Annotated in this window: 19 protein-coding genes; 5 read left to right on the top strand and 14 right to left on the bottom strand. The window is 35.3% G+C overall.

Annotation, left to right across the window (positions count from 1 at the left end; genetic code table 11):
• Positions 1–5: 5 nt before the first annotated feature.
• Complete coding sequence (gene cyoE, locus FGL66_RS03005) at positions 6–917, bottom strand: heme o synthase (protein WP_180810137.1); 912 nt, start codon at positions 915–917, stop codon at positions 6–8.
• Between the two features lie 254 nt (positions 918–1,171).
• On the opposite strand from cyoE, the gene FGL66_RS03000 reads away from it, so the two are divergent.
• Positions 1,172–2,080 carry a COX15/CtaA family protein gene (locus FGL66_RS03000; RefSeq protein ID WP_180810136.1) on the top strand — a complete coding sequence of 303 codons (909 nt, stop codon included), beginning with the start codon at positions 1,172–1,174 and terminating at the stop codon, positions 2,078–2,080.
• A gap of 56 nt (positions 2,081–2,136) precedes the next feature.
• On the opposite strand, the gene FGL66_RS02995 is transcribed toward FGL66_RS03000, so the two are convergent.
• The 3 genes from FGL66_RS02995 to FGL66_RS02985 all read right to left on the bottom strand — a co-directional run bounded on the left by FGL66_RS02995 (position 2,137) and on the right by FGL66_RS02985 (position 7,401).
• Positions 2,137–5,586 carry a pyruvate carboxylase gene (locus tag FGL66_RS02995; RefSeq protein WP_180810135.1) on the bottom strand — a complete coding sequence of 1,150 codons (3,450 nt, stop codon included), beginning with the start codon at positions 5,584–5,586 and terminating at the stop codon, positions 2,137–2,139.
• A 230-nt stretch (positions 5,587–5,816) separates the two neighbouring features.
• Positions 5,817–7,037: a cell division peptidoglycan polymerase FtsW gene (gene ftsW, locus FGL66_RS02990; RefSeq protein ID WP_180810134.1), complete on the bottom strand. Its 1,221-nt coding sequence runs from the start codon at positions 7,035–7,037 to the stop codon at positions 5,817–5,819.
• Between the two features lie 88 nt (positions 7,038–7,125).
• The gene (locus tag FGL66_RS02985; protein WP_180810133.1) at positions 7,126–7,401 is read right to left on the bottom strand and encodes an Fpa/YlaN family protein; all 276 of its coding nucleotides are present in this window, start codon (positions 7,399–7,401) and stop codon (positions 7,126–7,128) included.
• Positions 7,402–7,536: 135 nt separating this feature from the next.
• Here FGL66_RS02985 and FGL66_RS02980 point away from each other — a divergent pair, with 135 nt between their 5' ends.
• Positions 7,537–8,019, top strand: coding sequence for a hypothetical protein (locus FGL66_RS02980; protein WP_180810132.1), 483 nt, complete (start codon positions 7,537–7,539; stop codon positions 8,017–8,019).
• A gap of 3 nt (positions 8,020–8,022) precedes the next feature.
• Positions 8,023–8,223, top strand: coding sequence for a DUF2197 domain-containing protein (locus FGL66_RS02975; RefSeq protein WP_180810131.1), 201 nt, complete (start codon positions 8,023–8,025; stop codon positions 8,221–8,223).
• Positions 8,224–8,284: 61 nt separating this feature from the next.
• Here FGL66_RS02975 and FGL66_RS02970 read toward each other — a convergent pair whose 3' ends face one another.
• Together FGL66_RS02970 and typA are read right to left on the bottom strand one after the other, a co-directional pair.
• Complete coding sequence (locus tag FGL66_RS02970) at positions 8,285–9,403, bottom strand: NADH-dependent flavin oxidoreductase (protein WP_180810130.1); 1,119 nt, start codon at positions 9,401–9,403, stop codon at positions 8,285–8,287.
• Between the two features lie 272 nt (positions 9,404–9,675).
• On the bottom strand, positions 9,676–11,523 hold the full coding sequence (gene typA / locus FGL66_RS02965; RefSeq protein ID WP_180810129.1) for a translational GTPase TypA: 1,848 nt from the start codon (positions 11,521–11,523) through the stop codon (positions 9,676–9,678).
• Between the two features lie 90 nt (positions 11,524–11,613).
• Here typA and FGL66_RS02960 point away from each other — a divergent pair, with 90 nt between their 5' ends.
• Positions 11,614–11,805, top strand: coding sequence for a DUF5325 family protein (locus tag FGL66_RS02960; protein ID WP_258007315.1), 192 nt, complete (start codon positions 11,614–11,616; stop codon positions 11,803–11,805).
• A gap of 52 nt (positions 11,806–11,857) precedes the next feature.
• Here FGL66_RS02960 and FGL66_RS02955 read toward each other — a convergent pair whose 3' ends face one another.
• Positions 11,858–12,673 (bottom strand): inositol monophosphatase family protein, encoded by an 816-nt coding sequence (locus tag FGL66_RS02955; protein ID WP_180810127.1) that lies wholly within the window; start codon positions 12,671–12,673, stop codon positions 11,858–11,860.
• A gap of 119 nt (positions 12,674–12,792) precedes the next feature.
• Here FGL66_RS02955 and FGL66_RS02950 point away from each other — a divergent pair, with 119 nt between their 5' ends.
• Positions 12,793–13,404, top strand: a complete 612-nt coding sequence (locus tag FGL66_RS02950; RefSeq protein ID WP_180810126.1) for a YktB family protein — start codon at positions 12,793–12,795, stop codon at positions 13,402–13,404.
• Positions 13,405–13,497: 93 nt separating this feature from the next.
• Here the strand turns inward: FGL66_RS02950 and FGL66_RS02945 are convergent, their stop codons facing one another.
• The 7 genes from FGL66_RS02945 to FGL66_RS02915 form a co-directional block, all read right to left on the bottom strand.
• Positions 13,498–14,040, bottom strand: coding sequence for a DUF4064 domain-containing protein (locus tag FGL66_RS02945; protein WP_180810125.1), 543 nt, complete (start codon positions 14,038–14,040; stop codon positions 13,498–13,500).
• 278 nt (positions 14,041–14,318) lie between these two features.
• Positions 14,319–15,323 carry a DUF4064 domain-containing protein gene (locus FGL66_RS02940; RefSeq protein ID WP_180810124.1) on the bottom strand — a complete coding sequence of 335 codons (1,005 nt, stop codon included), beginning with the start codon at positions 15,321–15,323 and terminating at the stop codon, positions 14,319–14,321.
• A gap of 60 nt (positions 15,324–15,383) precedes the next feature.
• Positions 15,384–16,454 (bottom strand): ABC transporter substrate-binding protein, encoded by a 1,071-nt coding sequence (locus FGL66_RS02935; protein WP_180810123.1) that lies wholly within the window; start codon positions 16,452–16,454, stop codon positions 15,384–15,386.
• Positions 16,451–17,263 carry an ABC transporter permease gene (locus tag FGL66_RS02930; protein ID WP_180810122.1) on the bottom strand — a complete coding sequence of 271 codons (813 nt, stop codon included), beginning with the start codon at positions 17,261–17,263 and terminating at the stop codon, positions 16,451–16,453. The genes FGL66_RS02935 and FGL66_RS02930 overlap by 4 nt, the downstream gene beginning before the upstream one ends.
• Complete coding sequence (locus tag FGL66_RS02925) at positions 17,260–18,066, bottom strand: ABC transporter permease (protein ID WP_180810121.1); 807 nt, start codon at positions 18,064–18,066, stop codon at positions 17,260–17,262. Before FGL66_RS02925 ends, FGL66_RS02930 begins: the two co-directional genes overlap by 4 nt.
• On the bottom strand, positions 18,053–19,153 hold the full coding sequence (locus FGL66_RS02920) for an ABC transporter ATP-binding protein (RefSeq protein ID WP_258007301.1): 1,101 nt from the start codon (positions 19,151–19,153) through the stop codon (positions 18,053–18,055). The genes FGL66_RS02925 and FGL66_RS02920 overlap by 14 nt, the downstream gene beginning before the upstream one ends.
• Positions 19,154–19,164: 11 nt before the next feature.
• A complete protein-coding gene (locus tag FGL66_RS02915; protein ID WP_180810119.1) occupies positions 19,165–19,704 on the bottom strand; it encodes a helix-turn-helix domain-containing protein in 540 nt (179 codons plus the stop codon).
• Positions 19,705–19,749 lie beyond the last annotated feature (45 nt).

The raw sequence follows: 19,749 nt of genomic DNA, 5'->3' as shown, positions 1-19,749 counted from the left end.
ATCTTTTAAATCATTTTAATTAAAGAAACTACAACGACCAATGCAAAAAATACAACAAGATAATTTAAAGAATAAATGAACATTTTTGTTGCCCATTTCATCTCATCTACCGCTGCCCTAAAACTTGTAAATCCTAAAGCAATCCAACCAAGATTTAGCAAAGTAGCTAATATCATAAATGTTAAGCCAAGTTCATGCATTACAAACGGTAACGGCAATAATGCAAACAACCATAAAAACATGCCTACTCGCGTCCGATTAAATCCTTTGACTGATGGTAACATCGGAATGTTTACCTTACTGTACTCTTCTCGACGCTTAATTGCTAATGCGTAAAAATGAATGGGTTGCCATGCAAAAACAACTGCAAAAAGCGTCAAGGCCATTAAACTCAAATGACCATCTATCGCTACCCAACCAATAAGTGGTGGAACAGCACCCGGGAAGCTACCAATCACTGTGTTCCAAGTTGTATGTCGTTTGGACCAGATTGAATAAAATGATACATAGCCAATAATACCAGCTAAACCAATGACGCCAGCCGGAACGTTAATCATAAATAAAAGCAATTCTCCAATAGCCATCATACTTAGACTTAATATTACTAAATGACGGTTTGAAATCCGATCATTCACTGTTGGGCGATTTTGTTTACTTGGCATAATTTTATCTATATCTTGATCGTAATAGTTGTTCAATGCACAAGAGCCACCCATAACTAAAGTTGACCCTATCATCATTACAATAAGTTGCGGTATAGACTCTAAAAATGAATGATGCGTCATAACTATCGCAAGCCAAGCACCAGCAAAAGCAGGAATTAAGTTACCTTGTACAAGCCCCAACTTAATCACTTGTTTAAGCTCTTTATATGAAACACGTCCAGTAGTTTGACTAACTACTTCTGATTTCGACATTGATTTACCCCCCTTTTTTGTCATATATTACAATGATATATGAAAGTATTAGGATTGACTAGCTTTATTCCGAAATTTTTGTGACACTTTATCGACATTACTCAAAACCTTTTGTTGAATAACACATTATATATCGACTTTTTGCTATAATAGCAACAAAAGGGATTTAGATATGACTACACAATCTTTTAACATAAATTAAGTTTTCAGCTCTACTCCCATTGAATTATAATAGCATATCGAGGTGTTTAGCATTGTTTAAAAAGCGCAACCTAAAGTGGTTATCAGTTTTAGCGACGTTGATGATGATATGGGTGCAGCTAGGTGGTGCACTCGTCACAAAAACAGGGTCTGAAGATGGTTGCGGTACAGATTGGCCACTCTGTCACGGTGCCCTACTTCCTGAAAACCTCCCTCTTGAAACAATCATTGAATTGAGTCATAGAGCTGTCTCAGGTTTATCTCTCATTATTGTATCTTGGCTTGTGATTACAGCATGGAAAAATATCGGACACATTCGTGAAGTCAAGCCACTTTGTAAAATTAGTATTGGGTTTTTATTGATTCAAGCTTTAGTTGGTGCTGCTGCTGTTATGTGGCAACAAAACGACTATATCTTGGCGTTACATTTTGGAATATCATTAATTAGTTTTTCATCAGTATTTGTTCTAACACTCATTATTTTCGACCTTGATCAAAAGTATGAAGCAAATATTGTACATGTTGAAAAACCTTTACAAGTTTATACATGGATAATGACAGGTATTGTTTATGTCACAATTTATACAGGGGCTCTCGTAAGACATACTGAATCAAGTCTAGCTTACGGCGTATGGCCACTACCGTTCGATGACCTCGTCCCTCATGATGTCCATGACTGGGTACAACTTTCTCATCGTATAATGGCATTACTTGCATTTATTATTGTATTACTTACATATATCCATGCAGTCAAACATTATCCAAATAACCGTACCATTCATTATGGTTATACGGCCAGCTTTATTTTAATTATTCTACAAGTCACAACAGGTGCACTCTCTATCATTACTGAAGTCAATCTTATTATAGCGTTGTTCCACGCTTTATTTATTACACTATTATTTGGGCTCATCAGTTATTTCTTGTTATTAATTTTGCGCTCAAATCGTGGTGAACAATAATCATTAACAAAAGCGATTGCTATCCTTTTTAGGGTAACAATCGCTTTTGTTATATACTATGCTTCTTTTTCCAGCTCTATTAATAAATCTCCTGTTTCGATGTTATCATTATTTTGAATATGTACTGCTTTAACAACACCTTTGAATGGCGCTTGTACCGTTGTTTCCATCTTCATTGCTTCTGTAATAATTAATGACTGACCCGCTTCTACAACTTCACCTACTGACACTTTAACTTCAACTACTGTACCAGGCATTTGTGTACCAATATGCTCAGGGTTACCTTTATCTGCTTTAGTTTTTGAAAGGTGTGTTGCCTGTATATTTTCATCTTTTATTTGAATGTGACGTGCTTGACCATTCATCTCAAAAAATACTGTACGCATACCTGCTTCATCTGGTTGTGTTATCGCTTGTAATGTAATCACAAGTATCTTACCTCTATCAATTTCAATTTTAATCGTTTCATTAGGACGCATACCATAAAAGAAAGTTGGCGTATCTAATAAAGAGATATTACCATAGTTTTCGAAAGTTTGTATGTACTGCTCATACACTTTTGGATACAATGCATAACTTACAACATCTTGCTCTGTTACTTTGCTTTGTTGTTTTTCTTGCAGTATCTCCTTTAGCTTATTAAAGTCAACAGATTCAAGATATTCACCTGGACGAGCTGTCAACGGAGATTGACCTTTTAATACAACATCTTGCAGTTGTTTGTTGAAACCATTTACTGGTTGACCAATCTCTCCTTTAAAAAATGAGACGACCGAGTCTGGAAAATCAAGTTTGTAACCTTCTGACAAAATCTGTCTTTCATCGAGATTGTTTTGTACCATATAAAGTGCCATATCTCCTACGACCTTTGATGACGGTGTGACTTTTACAATATCACCAAATAAGAAGTTTACACGACGATACATATCTTTAACTTCACCAAAACGCTCACCCAAACCTATGCTTTTCGCTTGTTGTCGTAAGTTAGAATATTGACCTCCAGGCATTTCATGTTGATAAATTTCTGTGTGCGGAGACTTCATATCACTTTCAAAGTCTTTATAATAAGGTCTTACACCATCCCAATAATGTGACAATCGTTCATGTCCCTCAATATCCATACGAATCTTACGTGAAAAACCACTCATTGCATAATATAATGAATTACTACTTGGCTGACTTGTAAGACCAGACATTGCTGCAACGGCTGTATCAATAACATCTACACCAGCATCAATAGCTTGATTATACGTTAAAATACCATTACCACTTGTATCATGCGTATGCAAATGTATAGGTAAATCCACTGCTGCTTTTAATTCACCAATTAATTCATATGCTGCACGTGGTTTTAATAAGCCTGCCATATCTTTAATTGCTAACATATGGAATCCTTCACGCTCTAATGTTTTAGCAAGTTGAACATAATAATCTAATGTATAAATATTTGAACGTTCTGTGTTTAAAATATCTCCCGTATAACAAATCGCTCCTTCTGAGATTTTCCCAGCACGTTGGACAGCCTCATTTGCCACTTTCATTTGTTCAACCCAGTTTAATGAGTCAAAAATTCTAAAGACATCTATACCTGCAGCAGCACTTTCCTCTACAAATTTCTGAATAACATTATCTGGGTAATTTTTGTAACCTACTGCATTGGAAGCACGTAACAACATTTGAAACAATACATTTGGAATAGCGGTTCTTAACTTGGCAAGTCGCTCCCAAGGGTTTTCTTTTAAAAAGTTAAATGCGACATCAAACGTTGCACCACCCCATAATTCTAATGAAAAGTTATCCTGCATAACACGTGCTGTATGAGGTGCAATCTGTAACAAATCATGTGTACGCACGCGCGTTGCTAATAAAGATTGATGCGCATCACGAAATGTTGTATCTGTAATAAGAACCTCATCTTGTGCTTTAACCCATTGTGCCACAGCTTCTGGTCCTTGTTCGTCCAATAATTGTTTTGTACCGCTTAGTTGAGCAATTTCATGTTGTTTAACTTTCGGAATATCAGTACGTTCAAAATGAGGCTTCAACTGTTTTTCAACACTTGGAAAACCATTAATCGTTACATTACCAATATATTCGAGTGTTTTTGTGCCTCTATCCCTAGACGGCTGTATCACAAAAAGATCAGGCACTTGTTCTAAAAATCGAGTTGTATAATCTCCTGATGCAAATTGTGGATGTTGTATTACATTATGTAAAAATGGAATATTGGTTTTAACACCACGAATACGCATTTCTTGTAATGAACGTAACATTTTTTCACGTGCCTCTTTATAATGAATCGCATGTGTAGAAATTTTCACAAGAAGGGAATCGTAGTAAGGTGAAATTTCTGCGCCTTGAAAAGCATCTCCTGCATCAAGACGAACACCAAATCCGCCACTTGAACGATATGCCACAATACGACCTGTGTCAGGCATAAAATCTTGTGTTGGGTCTTCTGTTGTAATACGACATTGTATAGCATAACCAAGCGTTTGAATTGCTGTCTGTTGTGGCAGTGCAATTCTATCATCATGCAATGCTGCACCATCTGCAATTAAAAGTTGTGTCTTTACAATATCCACACCCGTAATCATCTCTGTAATCGTATGTTCTACTTGGATACGTGGATTGACTTCAATAAAATAGTAATCCTCTCCAGATACGAGAAATTCCACAGTTCCTGCATTGGTATAACCAATCTGTTTCATTAAATCTACGGCTGCTTGACAAATTTCAATACGCAGCTGCTCTGGCAAACTTACAGATGGCGCAACTTCAACTACTTTTTGATGACGACGTTGTACAGAACAATCGCGTTCGAACAGGTGTACAATATTACCATACGTATCTCCTAATATCTGAACCTCAATATGTTTCGGTTCATCTATAAACTTCTCAATATACACTTCACTATTACCAAAAGATTTCTCAGCTTCTGACTTGGCACGTGTATACGCTTCTTCTAGTTCTGATGTTTGGTACACGATACGCATACCTTTACCACCACCACCGCTCGTTGCTTTAATCATTAATGGATAGCCCACTTTATTCGCAAACAAATGTGCCTCCTCTAAGCTATCTATCGGGCCATCCGTTCCGGGAATAACAGGTAAATTGGCTTTTATAGCAGTTGTACGCGCCTTAACCTTATCACCAAACATATCTAAATGTTCTAATTCAGGACCAATAAAAATAATTCCTTCTTCTTTACATCGTTTAGCGAACTGCATATTTTCACTTAAAAAGCCATATCCGGGATGAATCGCATCAACCCCTGCTTCTTTTGCAACTTTGATAATACGTTCGATATTCAAGTAAGACTCTGCTGGACCAAGATCCTCTCCAACAAGATATGCTTCATCTGCTTTATATCTGTGTAATGCACGCATATCTTCTTTTGAATAAATCGCTACTGTTTGTATATCTAATTCTGTCGCTGCCCTAAAAATGCGAATTGCAATTTCTCCTCTATTCGCAACTAAAACTTTATTAATACGTTTCATCATGTCAGCCCCCTAATTGATGTATCTTTGTAATTGTACTTTTTCAATGAACACTATTTCATTAAAATCAGTTTGTAATGATAAGTTTTAGTTATTTAACTCAATAAAATTAAATAATCGATAACTATATTTTAAAACGATAAGAGCGAATTGTCAAAAAATTTAATATTAAAAATACGACCCCAATCACTTCAAATAAAAGTGACTGGGGTCGCACATGATAAATATATCTATTGATGATGATATTTCTCATAATAGTGCTGTTTGGCTTCATCATATTTAATTTGCTTACCAATCATTAATAATAATCCCATTGCAATACTTAAACTAATCATAGATGAACCACCAAAACTAATAAAAGGTAATGGAACACCTGTTAATGGAATTAAACCTGATACACCGCCTAAATTAACAAATGCTTGAATACCGATATAACTTGCAATACCTACACATACTAACTTATAAAAATATGATGTTGTTCGAGAAGCAAGATCAAAAGCACGATAAACAATATAATAAATCAATCCAAGAACGATAAGTGCACCGACAAATCCTAATTCTTCACATATAACTGCAAAAATAAAATCAGTATGTGGCTCTGGTAAGTAACCCAGCTTCATTACGCTATTACCTAAGCCTCGTCCGAATAATCCACCATTACCAATTGCCAACAATGAGTTAGCTAAATGATAACCGATTCCTGATTCGTAGTTAAATGGATTTTCTAAAGCACTAAACCTCGCTGTTAAATAAGCAGGTAATATATTCACACGAAAAATTACAATAAAAATCACTACTGTAATTAAGCCTAGGATAGAGTACATTGCAATCTTCAATAAATTTTTAACACCAATTCCAGAATATACAATAATACAAAAGAAAATCGCAGCAATTAATAATGTTTGCCCTACATCTTTTTGTAAAAGCACAAGACCAATCATAAATCCTACGAAAATAATAGGTGTAATAATGACCATAGGGTCTCGCTGTATTTGTATTTTTTTACGATCAATAATATAGGGGACATATAAAATAATTGCAATTTTGAGCAACTCAGATGCTTGTAAATTCATAAATCTCAAATCGAGCCAACTTTTAGAGCCATTGATTTCAACACCTAAAACTAATGTTGCAAAAAGTAGGAGTAAGATAATCCCCATCATCCCTAATTGCACATTTCGGTTTTGAATAATACGTACATCCATCACATACGCTATAAAAAATACAATGATAAATCCAAAAATAACGTATGCGAGCTGTCTCATATAAAAGTAAGTGCCTGATACAGGTATCCCACCTGTTAATGTTCCTCTTGTTGCTGCTACCATACTTGCACTATAAACCATCGTCAAACCTATTAAACAAAGTGCAAGATATGCGAGTAATAATGGAAAATCGATATATTTAGAATATCTCAAAATATATCGAAAAAGTTTTTTTATATGATTCATATATTTAATTCATCCAATTCGTAACATTTATATCTTATACGAGTACCCGATTGTAACTAACAATACTTCAACTTACATATTGAAGTTATTATACGCGCATAAATGCTTCATGTAATTTTGATAATTCTTTTTCAAGTCTTAACATTAATGCTTTACCGTCTTCTTGATCAACTAATCCTAAATTGACCGCGAAGTTCACCTCTTTTTGTAAACCATACATTTGCGTATCCAATACCTCTTCATATAAAGGACATTGTGGTAATGTTAAATTATCTATTTGAACTTTAATTAAATGTAAAATACGTTCAGCATCTTGATTCAACTGGTCATATGCTACAACTCTTAAATTTTGCTGATTGCTCATGACATACTCCCCCTATTTATTTGCTTCTATACAAAAATTCTATCCTATCACCTTTTAAAAAGCAAGTAAATTTGGCGTTGCTACTATGTTAAGTATGATAAAATAAAAGAAGTTATATTGAGGGAGTGTATAAATATGATTCAAATTAAAGGTGCTGTAAAATTTCCAATTACATTAGATAGTACAACTTGGATTTTTGACGATCGTAAAGTCACAATTGACGACTTGGAAAAGGGCGTTTTTAAAGGTGAAAAGCCTATCAAATTCGAAGATAATCGTGAATGGAATAGAGCTATTTTAGAAGGGCAGACAAACCCACCTACGCTCAATTCTGAAATCGCTTATAAAAAACGTGCTGTTTTACAGGAGTCTTTTGTTATCAATATGACACCGTTCTTTAAAAATGCAGAACCTTATAACAGTGCTTCGACAATTCGCCTATCCAATGACGAACAACACATTGATATTCCTTTCAACTTATTGCCCTACCTTTTCTTTCAATTTGCAAAAGATGGTAAACGTCTATATGAAGATAATGGCGTTGATAGCTTTGTTTATTCGCCAGAAGAGGGCTATCGCTATACCTTTCATCACGTCACACATATTGAGGTGCTATAACCTATGCGAAGGGTCACATGTATAATTTGTGATACTGAAGTTTTACTTGACGAAAATACATTGCTTGCTAAACGTCTTAAAAATAACCCTATTCGAACTTTTATGTGTGATGAATGCAAAAGTCGGCTTGATACACCAAGGCAACGACAACACGTCATGTATTCAGAACCTATTCATAAAGAAAATCAACGTCTAGATCAATAAAAGATAAAAGCCATCAACCCTTCAAATAAAGTGTGTTGATGGCTTTTGATGTTCACTATAATTATCGATTGGGCGCAGGATACATACCCGATGCAAATGCTTGCCACAGCGCATCTGGTAACTCATGCTTGTCTGAACGACGCGCATCAAAGTACCCTACAATTTCATCTTCTCGTCCTGTTTCTATTTTATTAACATAATTCGAATCAAATAATAACGGACGCCCTAATGCAATTAACGGTGTGCCTTGTAATCTTGCAGCTAATGCATCTTGTGCACTAAATACTGAACCTACCCCAATAAGCGGCACACGCTGATCAATCCACTTTAATAACAATCCAAGACGTGATTGATCTTTATATTCTCCTTCTCTTACAACTGATTGAATATCCAAAAGTGACACATGCAAGTAATCAAGTGATTTATCTAATAATGCTTCTATCAACGCTTTTGTAATTGACATTGTAATGCCTGGATCTTCTGCTTCTTCAGGTGAAAAGCGATAGCCAATAATAAATGTTTCTGGTGCTTCTTCTTTCACAACACGTAACACCTCATCCACAACAGCCAATGCAAAGCGTAGTCGATCACCCCATTTGTCTGTTCTACGATTATAATATGGAGATACAAATTGGTGAATTAAATAATGATTGGCTCCATGAATTTCAACACCATCAAAACCCGCCTGAATCGCTAGAGATGTCGCATATCCAAAATCATGAATGGCTTGCTCTATCTCGTCTACTGTCATTTCACGCGCAGCATGAGGGTGTTTTTGCCCAAAACCTGTTGTTTCTACTGCACTGGGTCCTTTCACTTCTCCATTAGGTACGAGGTGTGGCAATGCTTTAACACCACCGTGATGAATTTGAACAACAGCTTTAGCGCCGTTTGCCTTTATAGTCTTAGCAATTCTACGCAATCCTTCAAGATCAGCTTCCTTTGAAATTGAAGGTTGTCCCGGAAAAGCTTGTCCTTGAACATTGATATAGCTTGCAGCAGTAATCGCTAAACCAACATCTTTTGTGCGTGAGTCAATATACGATACTTCTACATCAGATGCTGTTCCATCTTCATGGGATAAAGTATGTGTCAATGGTGCTAAGACAAAACGATTTTTTAACGTACTACCGTGCGTCAGTGTCAAAGGTTCAAAAAGCGATTTAAATTGTTCATTCATTGTCATTCCTCCTAGATAACGTTAACCATCTTATGATTAACGTTTTACAGATTGTTTCTATTCCTGCTAAAAGTATAATTTGTATATCTTGCATTTACACATCATAAATAAAACCTATTTTCAAATCAAACTATGTGCTTAACTTGAAAATAGGTTTCTTATTTAATGATTAATAAGGTAGTCAACTACAACTTCAGTTGTATCAACACTTATACTTATATCTATAGCTTTTTTAACAACTAAACTCTAAAATTGAATCACACCTCTAACGATTACGCATTATCTTCCATCATTTGTTTAATTCTTTTTGCTTCTTTCTCACGTTGACCTTTATTTAAAATTTTCTTTCTCAAACGAACATTTTCTGGTGTTACTTCTACAAGTTCATCATCATTAATAAATTCTAAAGCCTCTTCCAATGATAGAATACGTGGTTTTTTCATTGTCTCAGTCTGATCTTTTGTTGCTGAACGTACATTCGTTTGATGTTTTACTTTTGTAATATTAACTGTTAAGTCGTTTTCACGATTGTTTTGACCGACGATCATTCCTTCATACACTTCTGTACCCGGTGCCATAAAGTTAATTCCACGGTCTTCTAAACCTAAGATTGCATATTCACTTGCACTACCTTGATCCATCGAAACAAGTACACCATTGCGGCGACCGCCTAAGCGACCTTTAATACGTGGACGAAACTCATCAAAAGTATGGTTAATAATACCATAACCACGTGTCATAGACATAAACTCTGTTGTATAACCGATTAAGCCACGTGCAGGTACATTAAAAATAAGACGTGTTAAGCCATTATCCGTTGTAACCATATCGACCATCTCACCTTTACGTTGTCCTAAAGATTCAATAATCGCTCCTGCATACTCTTCAGGTACTTCTGCTTGTACTCGTTCAAAAGGTTCGTGCAATTCACCATCAATTTCTTTTAGAATCACTTGTGGCTTAGATACTTGTAATTCAAAACCTTCACGACGCATATTTTCAATTAAAATAGATAAATGTAATTCACCACGTCCAGCAACAGTCCATGCGTCTGGCGAATCTGTTGGTGTAACTTTAAGTGAAACATCTGTTTCTAATTGCGTATCTAAACGTTCTTGTATTTGACGTGCTGTTACAAATTGTCCTTCACGTCCTGCAAAAGGTGAGTTATTTACACGGAATGTCATTTCTAACGTGGGTTCATCAATACGCAATACTGGAAGTGCTTCTTGATTATCTTGAGGTGTAATCGTTTCACCTACGTTAATATCTTCCATACCTGAGACAGCAATAAGGTCACCAGCATAGGCTTCCTGAATCTCTTCTCTTTTCAATCCAAAGAAACCAAATATTTTTGTAACACGGAAGTTTTTCACTGAACCGTCTAATTTTAATAGTGACACATTATCGCCTACTTTAATCGTACCACGGAATACACGACCAATACCGATACGTCCCACATAGTCATTGTAGTCTAAAAGTGCAGGCTGGAATTGTAAAGGTTCATCACGATTATCAACAGGTGCAGGTACATAATCTAAAATCGTTTCATATAAACATTGCATATTTTCATCTTGTTGCTCTGAATCAAGACTTGCTGTACCATTCACTGCCGAAGCGTATACAACTGGAAATTCTAATTGTTCATCGTTGGCTTCTAACTCGATAAATAAATCTAATACTTCATCTACAACACCTTCTGGACGTGCAGAAGGTTTATCGATTTTATTTACAACAACAACAGGCTTTAAATCTTGTTCTAATGCTTTTTTCAATACGAAACGTGTTTGTGGCATTGTTCCTTCATATGCGTCTACAACTAAAACAACCCCATCAACCATTTTCATAATACGTTCAACTTCACCACCAAAATCAGCATGTCCCGGTGTATCTAAAATATTAATACGTGTCCCTTTATAATTAATTGCAGTATTTTTGGCTAAAATTGTAATACCACGTTCTCTTTCAATATCATTTGAGTCCATCGCACGTTCTTCAACATGCTCATTCTCACGGAAAATACCTGATTGTTTTAATAATTCATCCACTAATGTTGTTTTACCATGGTCTACGTGAGCGATAATCGCAATATTGCGTACATCTTCTCTTCTACTTGTCATACTGTAATTCCTTTCATGAGTAAATTGCCACTTTCTTTTGTAACTTGTTTATTATATCATATATGTAAAGTGATGAAACAATTAGGTGGGATATATATGCAAAAATCTAAAACTATTTTCTTCATTTTAGCAATTATCGCAGTTATCTTTTTGACCCTGTTTAGCTTTGCCATTGGCGCTGGAAATATCTTTTGGATGATTGTTACATTTTTGCTAATGCTCGTTACATTTGGCTGTGGTTTTACTTTAAAAAAGAAATATCGTGAAAATGATTGGTTATAAAATAGAAAAACAGCAGTTTAATGGAAACCTTGCTCATTAAACTGCTGTTTTTCTATTTTCGGAATTTTTCATGCAATTGATTCAAAAGGTCACGATATTCATACATATATTGGGTCATAATTTCTTTATGTACTGCTTTATTTGCCACAATAACAGAGTTCGGTTGTGTAATAGAAAGTGTCGTACCTAAAAAATTAGTCGCAACACCTCCCACTTCCTCTAAAATAATAATCCCCCCTGCATAGTCCCATGGCTGTAACCTCGGTGTTAAATATGCAGCCAGTTGACCCGTAGCAACGTGAACGATCTCTAATGCTGCTGATCCATATGCACGCGTACTTCTTGCTTCACGAATAACTGGCTGTAACACTGGACTGATCTTCTTACCTGCTAACCAGTTTGCGTTTAAGCCTACAATACTTTGTGCTAAATTTGTATTTTCAATCATTTCAAGTCGTTGCTCATTTCTATACGCACCCTGCCCAGATTTAGCGTGATAAAGGACATCCGACATCACATCATATACAAATCCCGCATATGGCTTACCATCTTTAAATATACCAACAGATATAGCAAAATTTTCACCTTGGTGAATAAAGTTTAATGTACCATCAATTGGATCAATAACCCATACAATACCATCCGTTGCTATGATCTCATGTCCATGTCCTTCTTCACCAATAATACGATGCCGAGGGTACGTTCTTTGTATTTGTTCTACTAAAAACTGTTCTACCGCTTTATCTACATTCGTTACTAAGTCATTAGGATTAGACTTTGTTTCAATATCTAATGTTTCATTCATCCACTTGCGAATGTTATTTCCTGCTTCTAAAACGAGGCTTTTCGCATAATCATATAAATGCATTTGACTCACTCCTATTATATTCATTATACATGAAATTTGTACAATATAAATGTAGTAAACATTGGAATTATGCTACAATAAAATCACTTTATAATGTATAGAATTAAAGGGGGCGTATTATGACACAATATACATTTCACCCACAAGATTTTAAAGTTTTTGAAGTAGAGGGACTAACAGAACGTATGGCAGCACTTGATAAACATATTCGCCCTCAACTCCACGCACTTGGTGACTATTTTGCGGAATATTTAGAAACTGTTACAGGAGAAACTTTCTATCCACACGTTGCAAAACATGCACGCCGCACTGTTAATCCCCCTAAAGATACATGGGTCGCTATCGCCACAAATGCTCGTGGTTACAAAATGCTCCCTCACTTTCAAATCGGACTTTTTGAAGACCATCTTTTTGTGATGTATGGAATGATGCATGAAAACTCAAACAAAGCACAAGATGTTGAAGTTTTTGAAAAACGTATTGAAACATTATGCGCACTACCATCAGATTTTCAAATTTCGTTAGATCATACAAAGCCTGATAAATCTAAACTGAGTCATCTCTCCATAGACGATGTTCAAAAAGGGATTACACGCACTAAAAATGTCAAAAAGGGAGAATTTTTTGTTGCACGCTCTCTACACCCCGATGCACCTGAACTCAAAAGTGATAAGACTTTCCTTACATTTTTAGAAGAAACTTTTGACTATCTGCTAAAGTTTTACCATTAAAACATAATAACCTAAAAAGAGCGTATAGCCTATGCAATTTAAAATCTTTTTGATCGTTCAGATTCTAAATTACATGCTATACGCTTCATATCGCTATTTGATGGTGTCATTCCATCCATCGTTTATACCTTGGTTAACCATATACTGTTGATCAAGGTTTTTAGGTTTACGCACAAATAGCATAATGGCTGCAATTAACCACAGTACGGCAGCAATAAAGCTACCACTTAAAAATAATCCTGTTAAAGATGCAAGTAATAATAATACACCTGATAAAATACGTTTGCGTAGTAAAAATACTGCAACTAATGCTAAAATCAGCGGAATCACCATCGTACCAAAAGTTCCACCAATATTCGCACTTTGAGTAGCCAATTGATCTGGATCTTGTCCCTGTTCTATAATCGTTTGACGTATTTCTTCATTTTCTTGCAATAACTTTGGCATCATTGAACCAAATCCAACAATAATCGCCATCCAAATAGCATGTAGTACAATACCAATCCATGTCAAAACCTTTTCAGCAGTTCTTTTAAAAGGCTTTGATGGTTTGTGGTGTATTGACGACTGCTCTGTTTGGCGGGGTGCTTCTATATCGTTATTGTTATGTGTTTGATACGTATAATTTTCTGACATTATTATCCTCCTTTTTACTCATTATATTACCCTATTTTTATATTTAAAACATATTTGAACATCAATTTTTTATAGATATATTTAATATGAATCAATGATGAAACGATTATTCGTAAAAATTATAAGTTAAAATAAACATATTCTTTGTATCTCTAGCTTTCTCCAATTTAACTATCTTTAAAAATTTTTTATTAATAAACTAAACTGGACTGAAAAGATTACTAAAACTCCCTTTTCAATCCAGCTATTCACCTTGAATATTTGCAAGCCATATGCTGTTATGATTTTTCTTTGTTTGATCCTTCTTTTTCTTGCTCTACACGTTCCTTATTAACCTTCATGCGGTCTTCATAGTTTTGACGACGCTGTGATGCTGCACTCGGTTTGTTTTTACGTTGTTCTTTTAAATATGCTTTACGTGCTTTGCGCTCTTCCTTACGTGCCTCTTTTTGTTGTGCCTTTTCTTCTTTCTTTTGTTGCTTTAAGTCTGCCTGTGTTAATTGTTGATTTGCTTCGTGTGTATCATACGTATATGCATACTTCTCCTGCTGTACAGAATCTGTTGCATTATCATGTACTTTATCTTTGGTAACTGTTTCCTCACTATGCACCGCTGTATCATCTAAACGATCCTCTGTCTGCGTACTTTGAGTTGTTTCCTGCTCTTGTTTATGATGATATTTAGCAGAGCGTGATAATATAGCAGGTTCCTCATCCTGATCGTATTGTACGTTCGTCGCTGGTTCTCGTTGTATCTTTTCTTGATCTTTTTCTAGTGATTGTTCGTACACTGGGTTGTCTGTAAATAATGGTGCATTGTATACAGGTACTGTTTCTAAGCGTTCTTTTCGACTGAACATCATCAACGCAATAATAAAGAAAAAGATAGGGACTAACACAACAATAAGTGGTAATGTTAATATCGAAACGACTAAAAACAATAAGCCCGAAATCACTCTATGTCTCATTGAAATAAGCGCTAAAAATGAAATCAATAAGCAAACAATAAGATAAACGATGAATGCCCATACACCATTTTGTAAATGAATCACTAGCTCTGTTGCTGTCATATTATAATTAGTCAATATATTTTGAAATGTTGTGCTGTTTGCAATTTCTACTTCTAAACTTTGAATAGAATTTTCGTTACTAAATAGCACAAGCCCAAAAAACATAGCAATAATCGTTGTACCAAGTAATAACAGCCAACTTAGCCACCCCATTATTTTTTCAGCAAGTCGATTTACAGGGCGTTGAATTTGCGTATATACCTCTCCTGTCATAACGTCACTCCTTGTTGTTTCTTCTTTTATTATATCTTATCTTAAATACAATAACTATTTTTATAAATCCATCTTAAAGTTTAAGAAACGCTCATTATACTCACTTAGTATATCCGAACCTAAATCTTTATAAACTTCCAAACGCCTTTGTGTCTCTTCGGTTGGATAAACACGTGTGTCATTTCTAACCTCTTGAGGCAACATTTGGCGTGCTGTTTTATTTGGTGTTGCATAAGCTACCCATTCTGTATTTTGACGACTCACTTCGGGATCTAACATAAAGTTCATAAACTGATGTGCCCCTTTAACATTTTGCGCTGTTTTAGGAATGACCATATTATCAAACCACAAATTAGAACCATCTTTAGGGATGACATAATCAAAACGTTGATCCTCTTGAAATAATGGAGCAGCTGAACCACTCCACATCACTGCTACACTCGCTTCACGCTGTTCTAACATCATCGTCACTTCATCTCCAACAACACCCCGTATATTAGGACTAAAGCTTTTTAAATGTGTTTCAGCCTCCTCAAGATGCTGTTTATTTTTATCATTTAAGCTATAACCTAAACTGTTCAAACCTACGCCCATCATTTCTCTTGCACCATCAACTAAAATAACATCTTCGCTCAAACGAGGATCTTTTAAATCTGACCAATGCTCAAATGTCATATCAGGGTATTTATCTTTATCATATAAAATACCAACCGTTCCAAAGAAATACGGCATTGAATATTTATTCTTTGGATCAAATGCTTGATTCATATAACGCTTATCTAAATGCTCTATATTCGTGATTTGGCTATGATCTAGGGGCAATAACAAATCTTCTTTACGCATTTTTTCAATGGTATAGTCACTTGGAAAAGCGACATCATAATTCGTTCCACCATTGCGTATTTTGGCTTCCATCGCTTCATTCGAGTCGAACGTTTCATATATCACTCGAATACCCGTTTCTTTTTCAAATCGTTTAATGAGTTGTGGGTCAATATACTCCCCCCAATTGTATACATATAATTTTTCACGTTGCTGATTCACATCATCATGACTCATCCAATAGCCAACGCCTAAACTCACCAAACCAATAGCTAATGCCCCACCGATAAGTTGAATGAATTGTTTCATAGTGACATCTCCCGTCTTTTAACAAGTTGTTTACGCTGATAACGTTGTAGCAATTGATAGACGACAATCCCAACCATGATAAAGGCAAATAATAATGTCGATATGGCGTTAATCTCCATACTTACACCTCGACGTGCCATTGAATATATTTCAACAGAGAGTACACTAAAACCGTTTCCTGTAACAAAAAAGCTCACTGTAAAATCATCAAGCGAATAGGTCAATGCCATAAAAAATCCTCCGAGTATACCCGGCATCAGTTGGGGGATTAAAATTTTTGTGAGCAACTGCCATTCTGTTGCACCTAAATCTCGTCCAGCTTGTATAATTGAATCATTCATTTCATAAAGTTTAGGCAAAATCACGATAACTACAATTGGAATACAAAAAGCAATATGTGAAATCAACACTGATGTCAAACCTAAACCCAAACCTGTATAATGACCTATCGCTGTAAACATAATCAAAAAAGACGCACCAATCACAACATCAGATGATACCATGAGTACATTATTAAGTGTTAGTAGCGAGACTTTAAGCATTTGACGACGTATTTGATAAAGCACCAGCGCACCAAATAAACCGATCACTGTTGAAATAGCAGCTGAAATTAGCGCAACTGCAATCGTATTAAATACTACCTGTAATAATCGTTTATTCGCAAAAAGTGCTGTATAATGTTCAAATGTAAAACCTTCAAATCTAGTCATATTTCCCGCGCTGTTAAAAGAATAAAAAATTAAAATAAAAATAGGGAAATACAAAACGACTAATAAAGCATATAAATATATTTTACCGTACCACTTCATCGTACATTTCCTCCTTGCTTTTTAGTGCGTGTTAAAATCATAACGAGCATCATAAATAACACAAGGAAGAGTGCGATTGTTGATCCCATTCCAAAGTTTTGAATAACTAAAAATTGCTCTTCAATCGCTGTACCAATATTAATCACTTTGTTCCCAGCAATCAAACGTGTAATCATAAATAGCGATAATGCTGGAATAAATGTTACTTGAATACCTGTTTTAATCCCTTCAATTGTTAATGGCAATAGGACTTTACGCACAATTGTTATAGTACCTGCACCTAAATCTTGAGCAGCAAAAAAGAGTTGATCTGGTATGTCCTTCATACTGTTATAAATAGGCAATAACATAAAAGGTAAATAGATATATACAGCAACAATGATAAAAGCAGGTGCTGTAAATAACATAGATTGTGCTGGAACATTTACAATGCCTAATAATTGGTTGATAAACCCATCATGACTTAAAATGCCAATAAATGCATATGTCTTGAGTAGTAGATTGATCCATGTCGGAATAATCATAACCAATAACCATGTTGCAGCATGAGAAGATTGATGAATAAAGTAAGCGGCTGGATAACTTACGAATAAGCATGCAATTGTAATGATTGCAGCATATAAAATGGATTCGGCAAGCATTTTCATATAATGCCATGATAAAAACTGCTTATAATTTATAAGCGAAAAATGGCCTTCTGTATCCAGAAATGAGAAATAAACTAATAATATCATTGGAATAATAATAAAACCGATCATCCACAACCAATATGGGATTGCCAACCAGCGATTAAGTTGTCTCATCATTACCATCTCCATAGCCTTCTATACGTGCATCAAACTCTTCTTCTGTTTCACCCGGAACCATAATATGAATGGCTTCAGGTTCGAAATGTAGACCCACACGCGAACCAATTTCTGCATTTTTTGTAGATTGTATCGTCCACTCATAACCTTTGCGATCTTCACAAATAATGTCATAATGGACACCGCGAAATAAAGTAGAAATCACTGTACCATGAAACAAACCTTCCTGATCTGAAACTAATGCGATGTCTTCCGGGCGAATCACAACATCTACTAATGTATGAGACGCAATCCCCTGATCCACACATTCAAAATCTTGACCATAAATATTAACAACAAAATCTCTTACCATGGTCCCTTCAATAATATTGGATTCACCAATAAAATCAGCAACATAACGATTGACAGGCTCGTCATAAATATCAATCGGTGTACCAAATTGTTCAACCTTGCCCTCACGCATAACAAAAATATAATCACTCAACGCAAGTGCTTCTTCTTGATCATGTGTTACAAAAACAAACGTAATGCCCAACCTTGACTGCAACTCTCGAAGCTCATATTGCATCTCTGTACGCAACTTTAAATCAAGTGCTGATAAAGACTCATCTAGTAATAAAATCTCTGGCTCATTTACAATTGCTCGGGCAATGGCTATTCTTTGCTTTTGTCCTCCACTTAGTGCTTGTATTGAACTGTACATATACTGATCTAATTTCACGAGCTTCAATGCATCTCTCACTTTTAAATCAATGACTTGTTTATCCATTTGTTTTAGCTTTAAACCAAATGAAATATTGTCATAAACATTGAGATGTGGAAATAAAGCATAATCTTGAAATACTGTATTGACTTGGCGCTTATTTGCAGGTAAATGATTAATTTGTTCACCAAGGTATATAATATTCCCTTCATCAGGCGTTTCAAATCCCGCAATCAGTTTTAATATTGTTGTTTTCCCACAACCTGAAGGACCTAAAATTGTATAAAAATAACCTGATTCAATTTCAATATCTATCTCATTTAAAATGACTGTATCATCGTAACGCTTTGTCACTTGTTCGAATCTCAATAATGATGCCACATACATTCCTCCTATAAATAAGATGATGTCGCTACAATTAATATGCGCGCTTCTGTTTTTCCTGTATTGGACAACCTATGGACACTATTGGCTTTAAAATACAATGCATCTCCAACATTAGCTTGATAGATGTCATCTCCCAAAGCTAGTGTAACAACACCTTCTAAGCAATAGATAAACGTATCTGACATAGAAGGTTCAAACGCTTTATATGCTGAGCTTGGTTGCAATGTTAACAATAGCGGTTCCATTTCAAATTCATTCGACGTTCGGACAGGCCACTGCAAAAAATAGCCTTTCTCACTTTCATCATACGTTAATTGTTCTGCCTCGGGATAATGTACCTTTGTCACTTGTTGCTGTTCAAAAAAATCACGTGGCGTTGTACCAAGTATCTCGAGTATATTCAAAAATGTTTCCATACTTGGTGAAGTCTTATTACTTTCTATTTGTGAGATATAACCTTTAGAAAGATCTGTACGTTCTCCCAACTCTTCTTGTGTCAAATTTTTTAGATGTCTTAAATTTTTTATTTTTTGCCCTATTTCCATGTACTCACCTATATTCATGCACAATCAAAACGAAATAGAGAGCAG

The sequence above is a fragment of the Staphylococcus sp. 17KM0847 genome, from assembly GCF_013463155.1.
Classification (GTDB): domain Bacteria; phylum Bacillota; class Bacilli; order Staphylococcales; family Staphylococcaceae; genus Staphylococcus.
This window is presented reverse-complemented; position numbering and strand designations above follow the sequence as displayed.

Coding starts and splice junctions, on each gene's coding strand:
- cyoE (WP_180810137.1), bottom strand. CDS start 917: ATGTCGAAATCAGAAGTAGTTAGTCAAACTACTGGACGTGTTTCATAT.
- FGL66_RS02995 (WP_180810135.1), bottom strand. CDS start 5,586: ATGAAACGTATTAATAAAGTTTTAGTTGCGAATAGAGGAGAAATTGCA.
- ftsW (WP_180810134.1), bottom strand. CDS start 7,037: ATGAATCATATAAAAAAACTTTTTCGATATATTTTGAGATATTCTAAA.
- FGL66_RS02985 (WP_180810133.1), bottom strand. CDS start 7,401: ATGAGCAATCAGCAAAATTTAAGAGTTGTAGCATATGACCAGTTGAAT.
- FGL66_RS02980 (WP_180810132.1), top strand. CDS start 7,537: ATGATTCAAATTAAAGGTGCTGTAAAATTTCCAATTACATTAGATAGT.
- FGL66_RS02975 (WP_180810131.1), top strand. CDS start 8,023: ATGCGAAGGGTCACATGTATAATTTGTGATACTGAAGTTTTACTTGAC.
- FGL66_RS02970 (WP_180810130.1), bottom strand. CDS start 9,403: ATGAATGAACAATTTAAATCGCTTTTTGAACCTTTGACACTGACGCAC.
- typA (WP_180810129.1), bottom strand. CDS start 11,523: ATGACAAGTAGAAGAGAAGATGTACGCAATATTGCGATTATCGCTCAC.
- FGL66_RS02955 (WP_180810127.1), bottom strand. CDS start 12,673: ATGCATTTATATGATTATGCGAAAAGCCTCGTTTTAGAAGCAGGAAAT.
- FGL66_RS02950 (WP_180810126.1), top strand. CDS start 12,793: ATGACACAATATACATTTCACCCACAAGATTTTAAAGTTTTTGAAGTA.
- FGL66_RS02945 (WP_180810125.1), bottom strand. CDS start 14,040: ATGTCAGAAAATTATACGTATCAAACACATAACAATAACGATATAGAA.
- FGL66_RS02940 (WP_180810124.1), bottom strand. CDS start 15,323: ATGACAGGAGAGGTATATACGCAAATTCAACGCCCTGTAAATCGACTT.
- FGL66_RS02935 (WP_180810123.1), bottom strand. CDS start 16,454: ATGAAACAATTCATTCAACTTATCGGTGGGGCATTAGCTATTGGTTTG.
- FGL66_RS02930 (WP_180810122.1), bottom strand. CDS start 17,263: ATGAAGTGGTACGGTAAAATATATTTATATGCTTTATTAGTCGTTTTG.
- FGL66_RS02925 (WP_180810121.1), bottom strand. CDS start 18,066: ATGAGACAACTTAATCGCTGGTTGGCAATCCCATATTGGTTGTGGATG.
- FGL66_RS02915 (WP_180810119.1), bottom strand. CDS start 19,704: ATGGAAATAGGGCAAAAAATAAAAAATTTAAGACATCTAAAAAATTTG.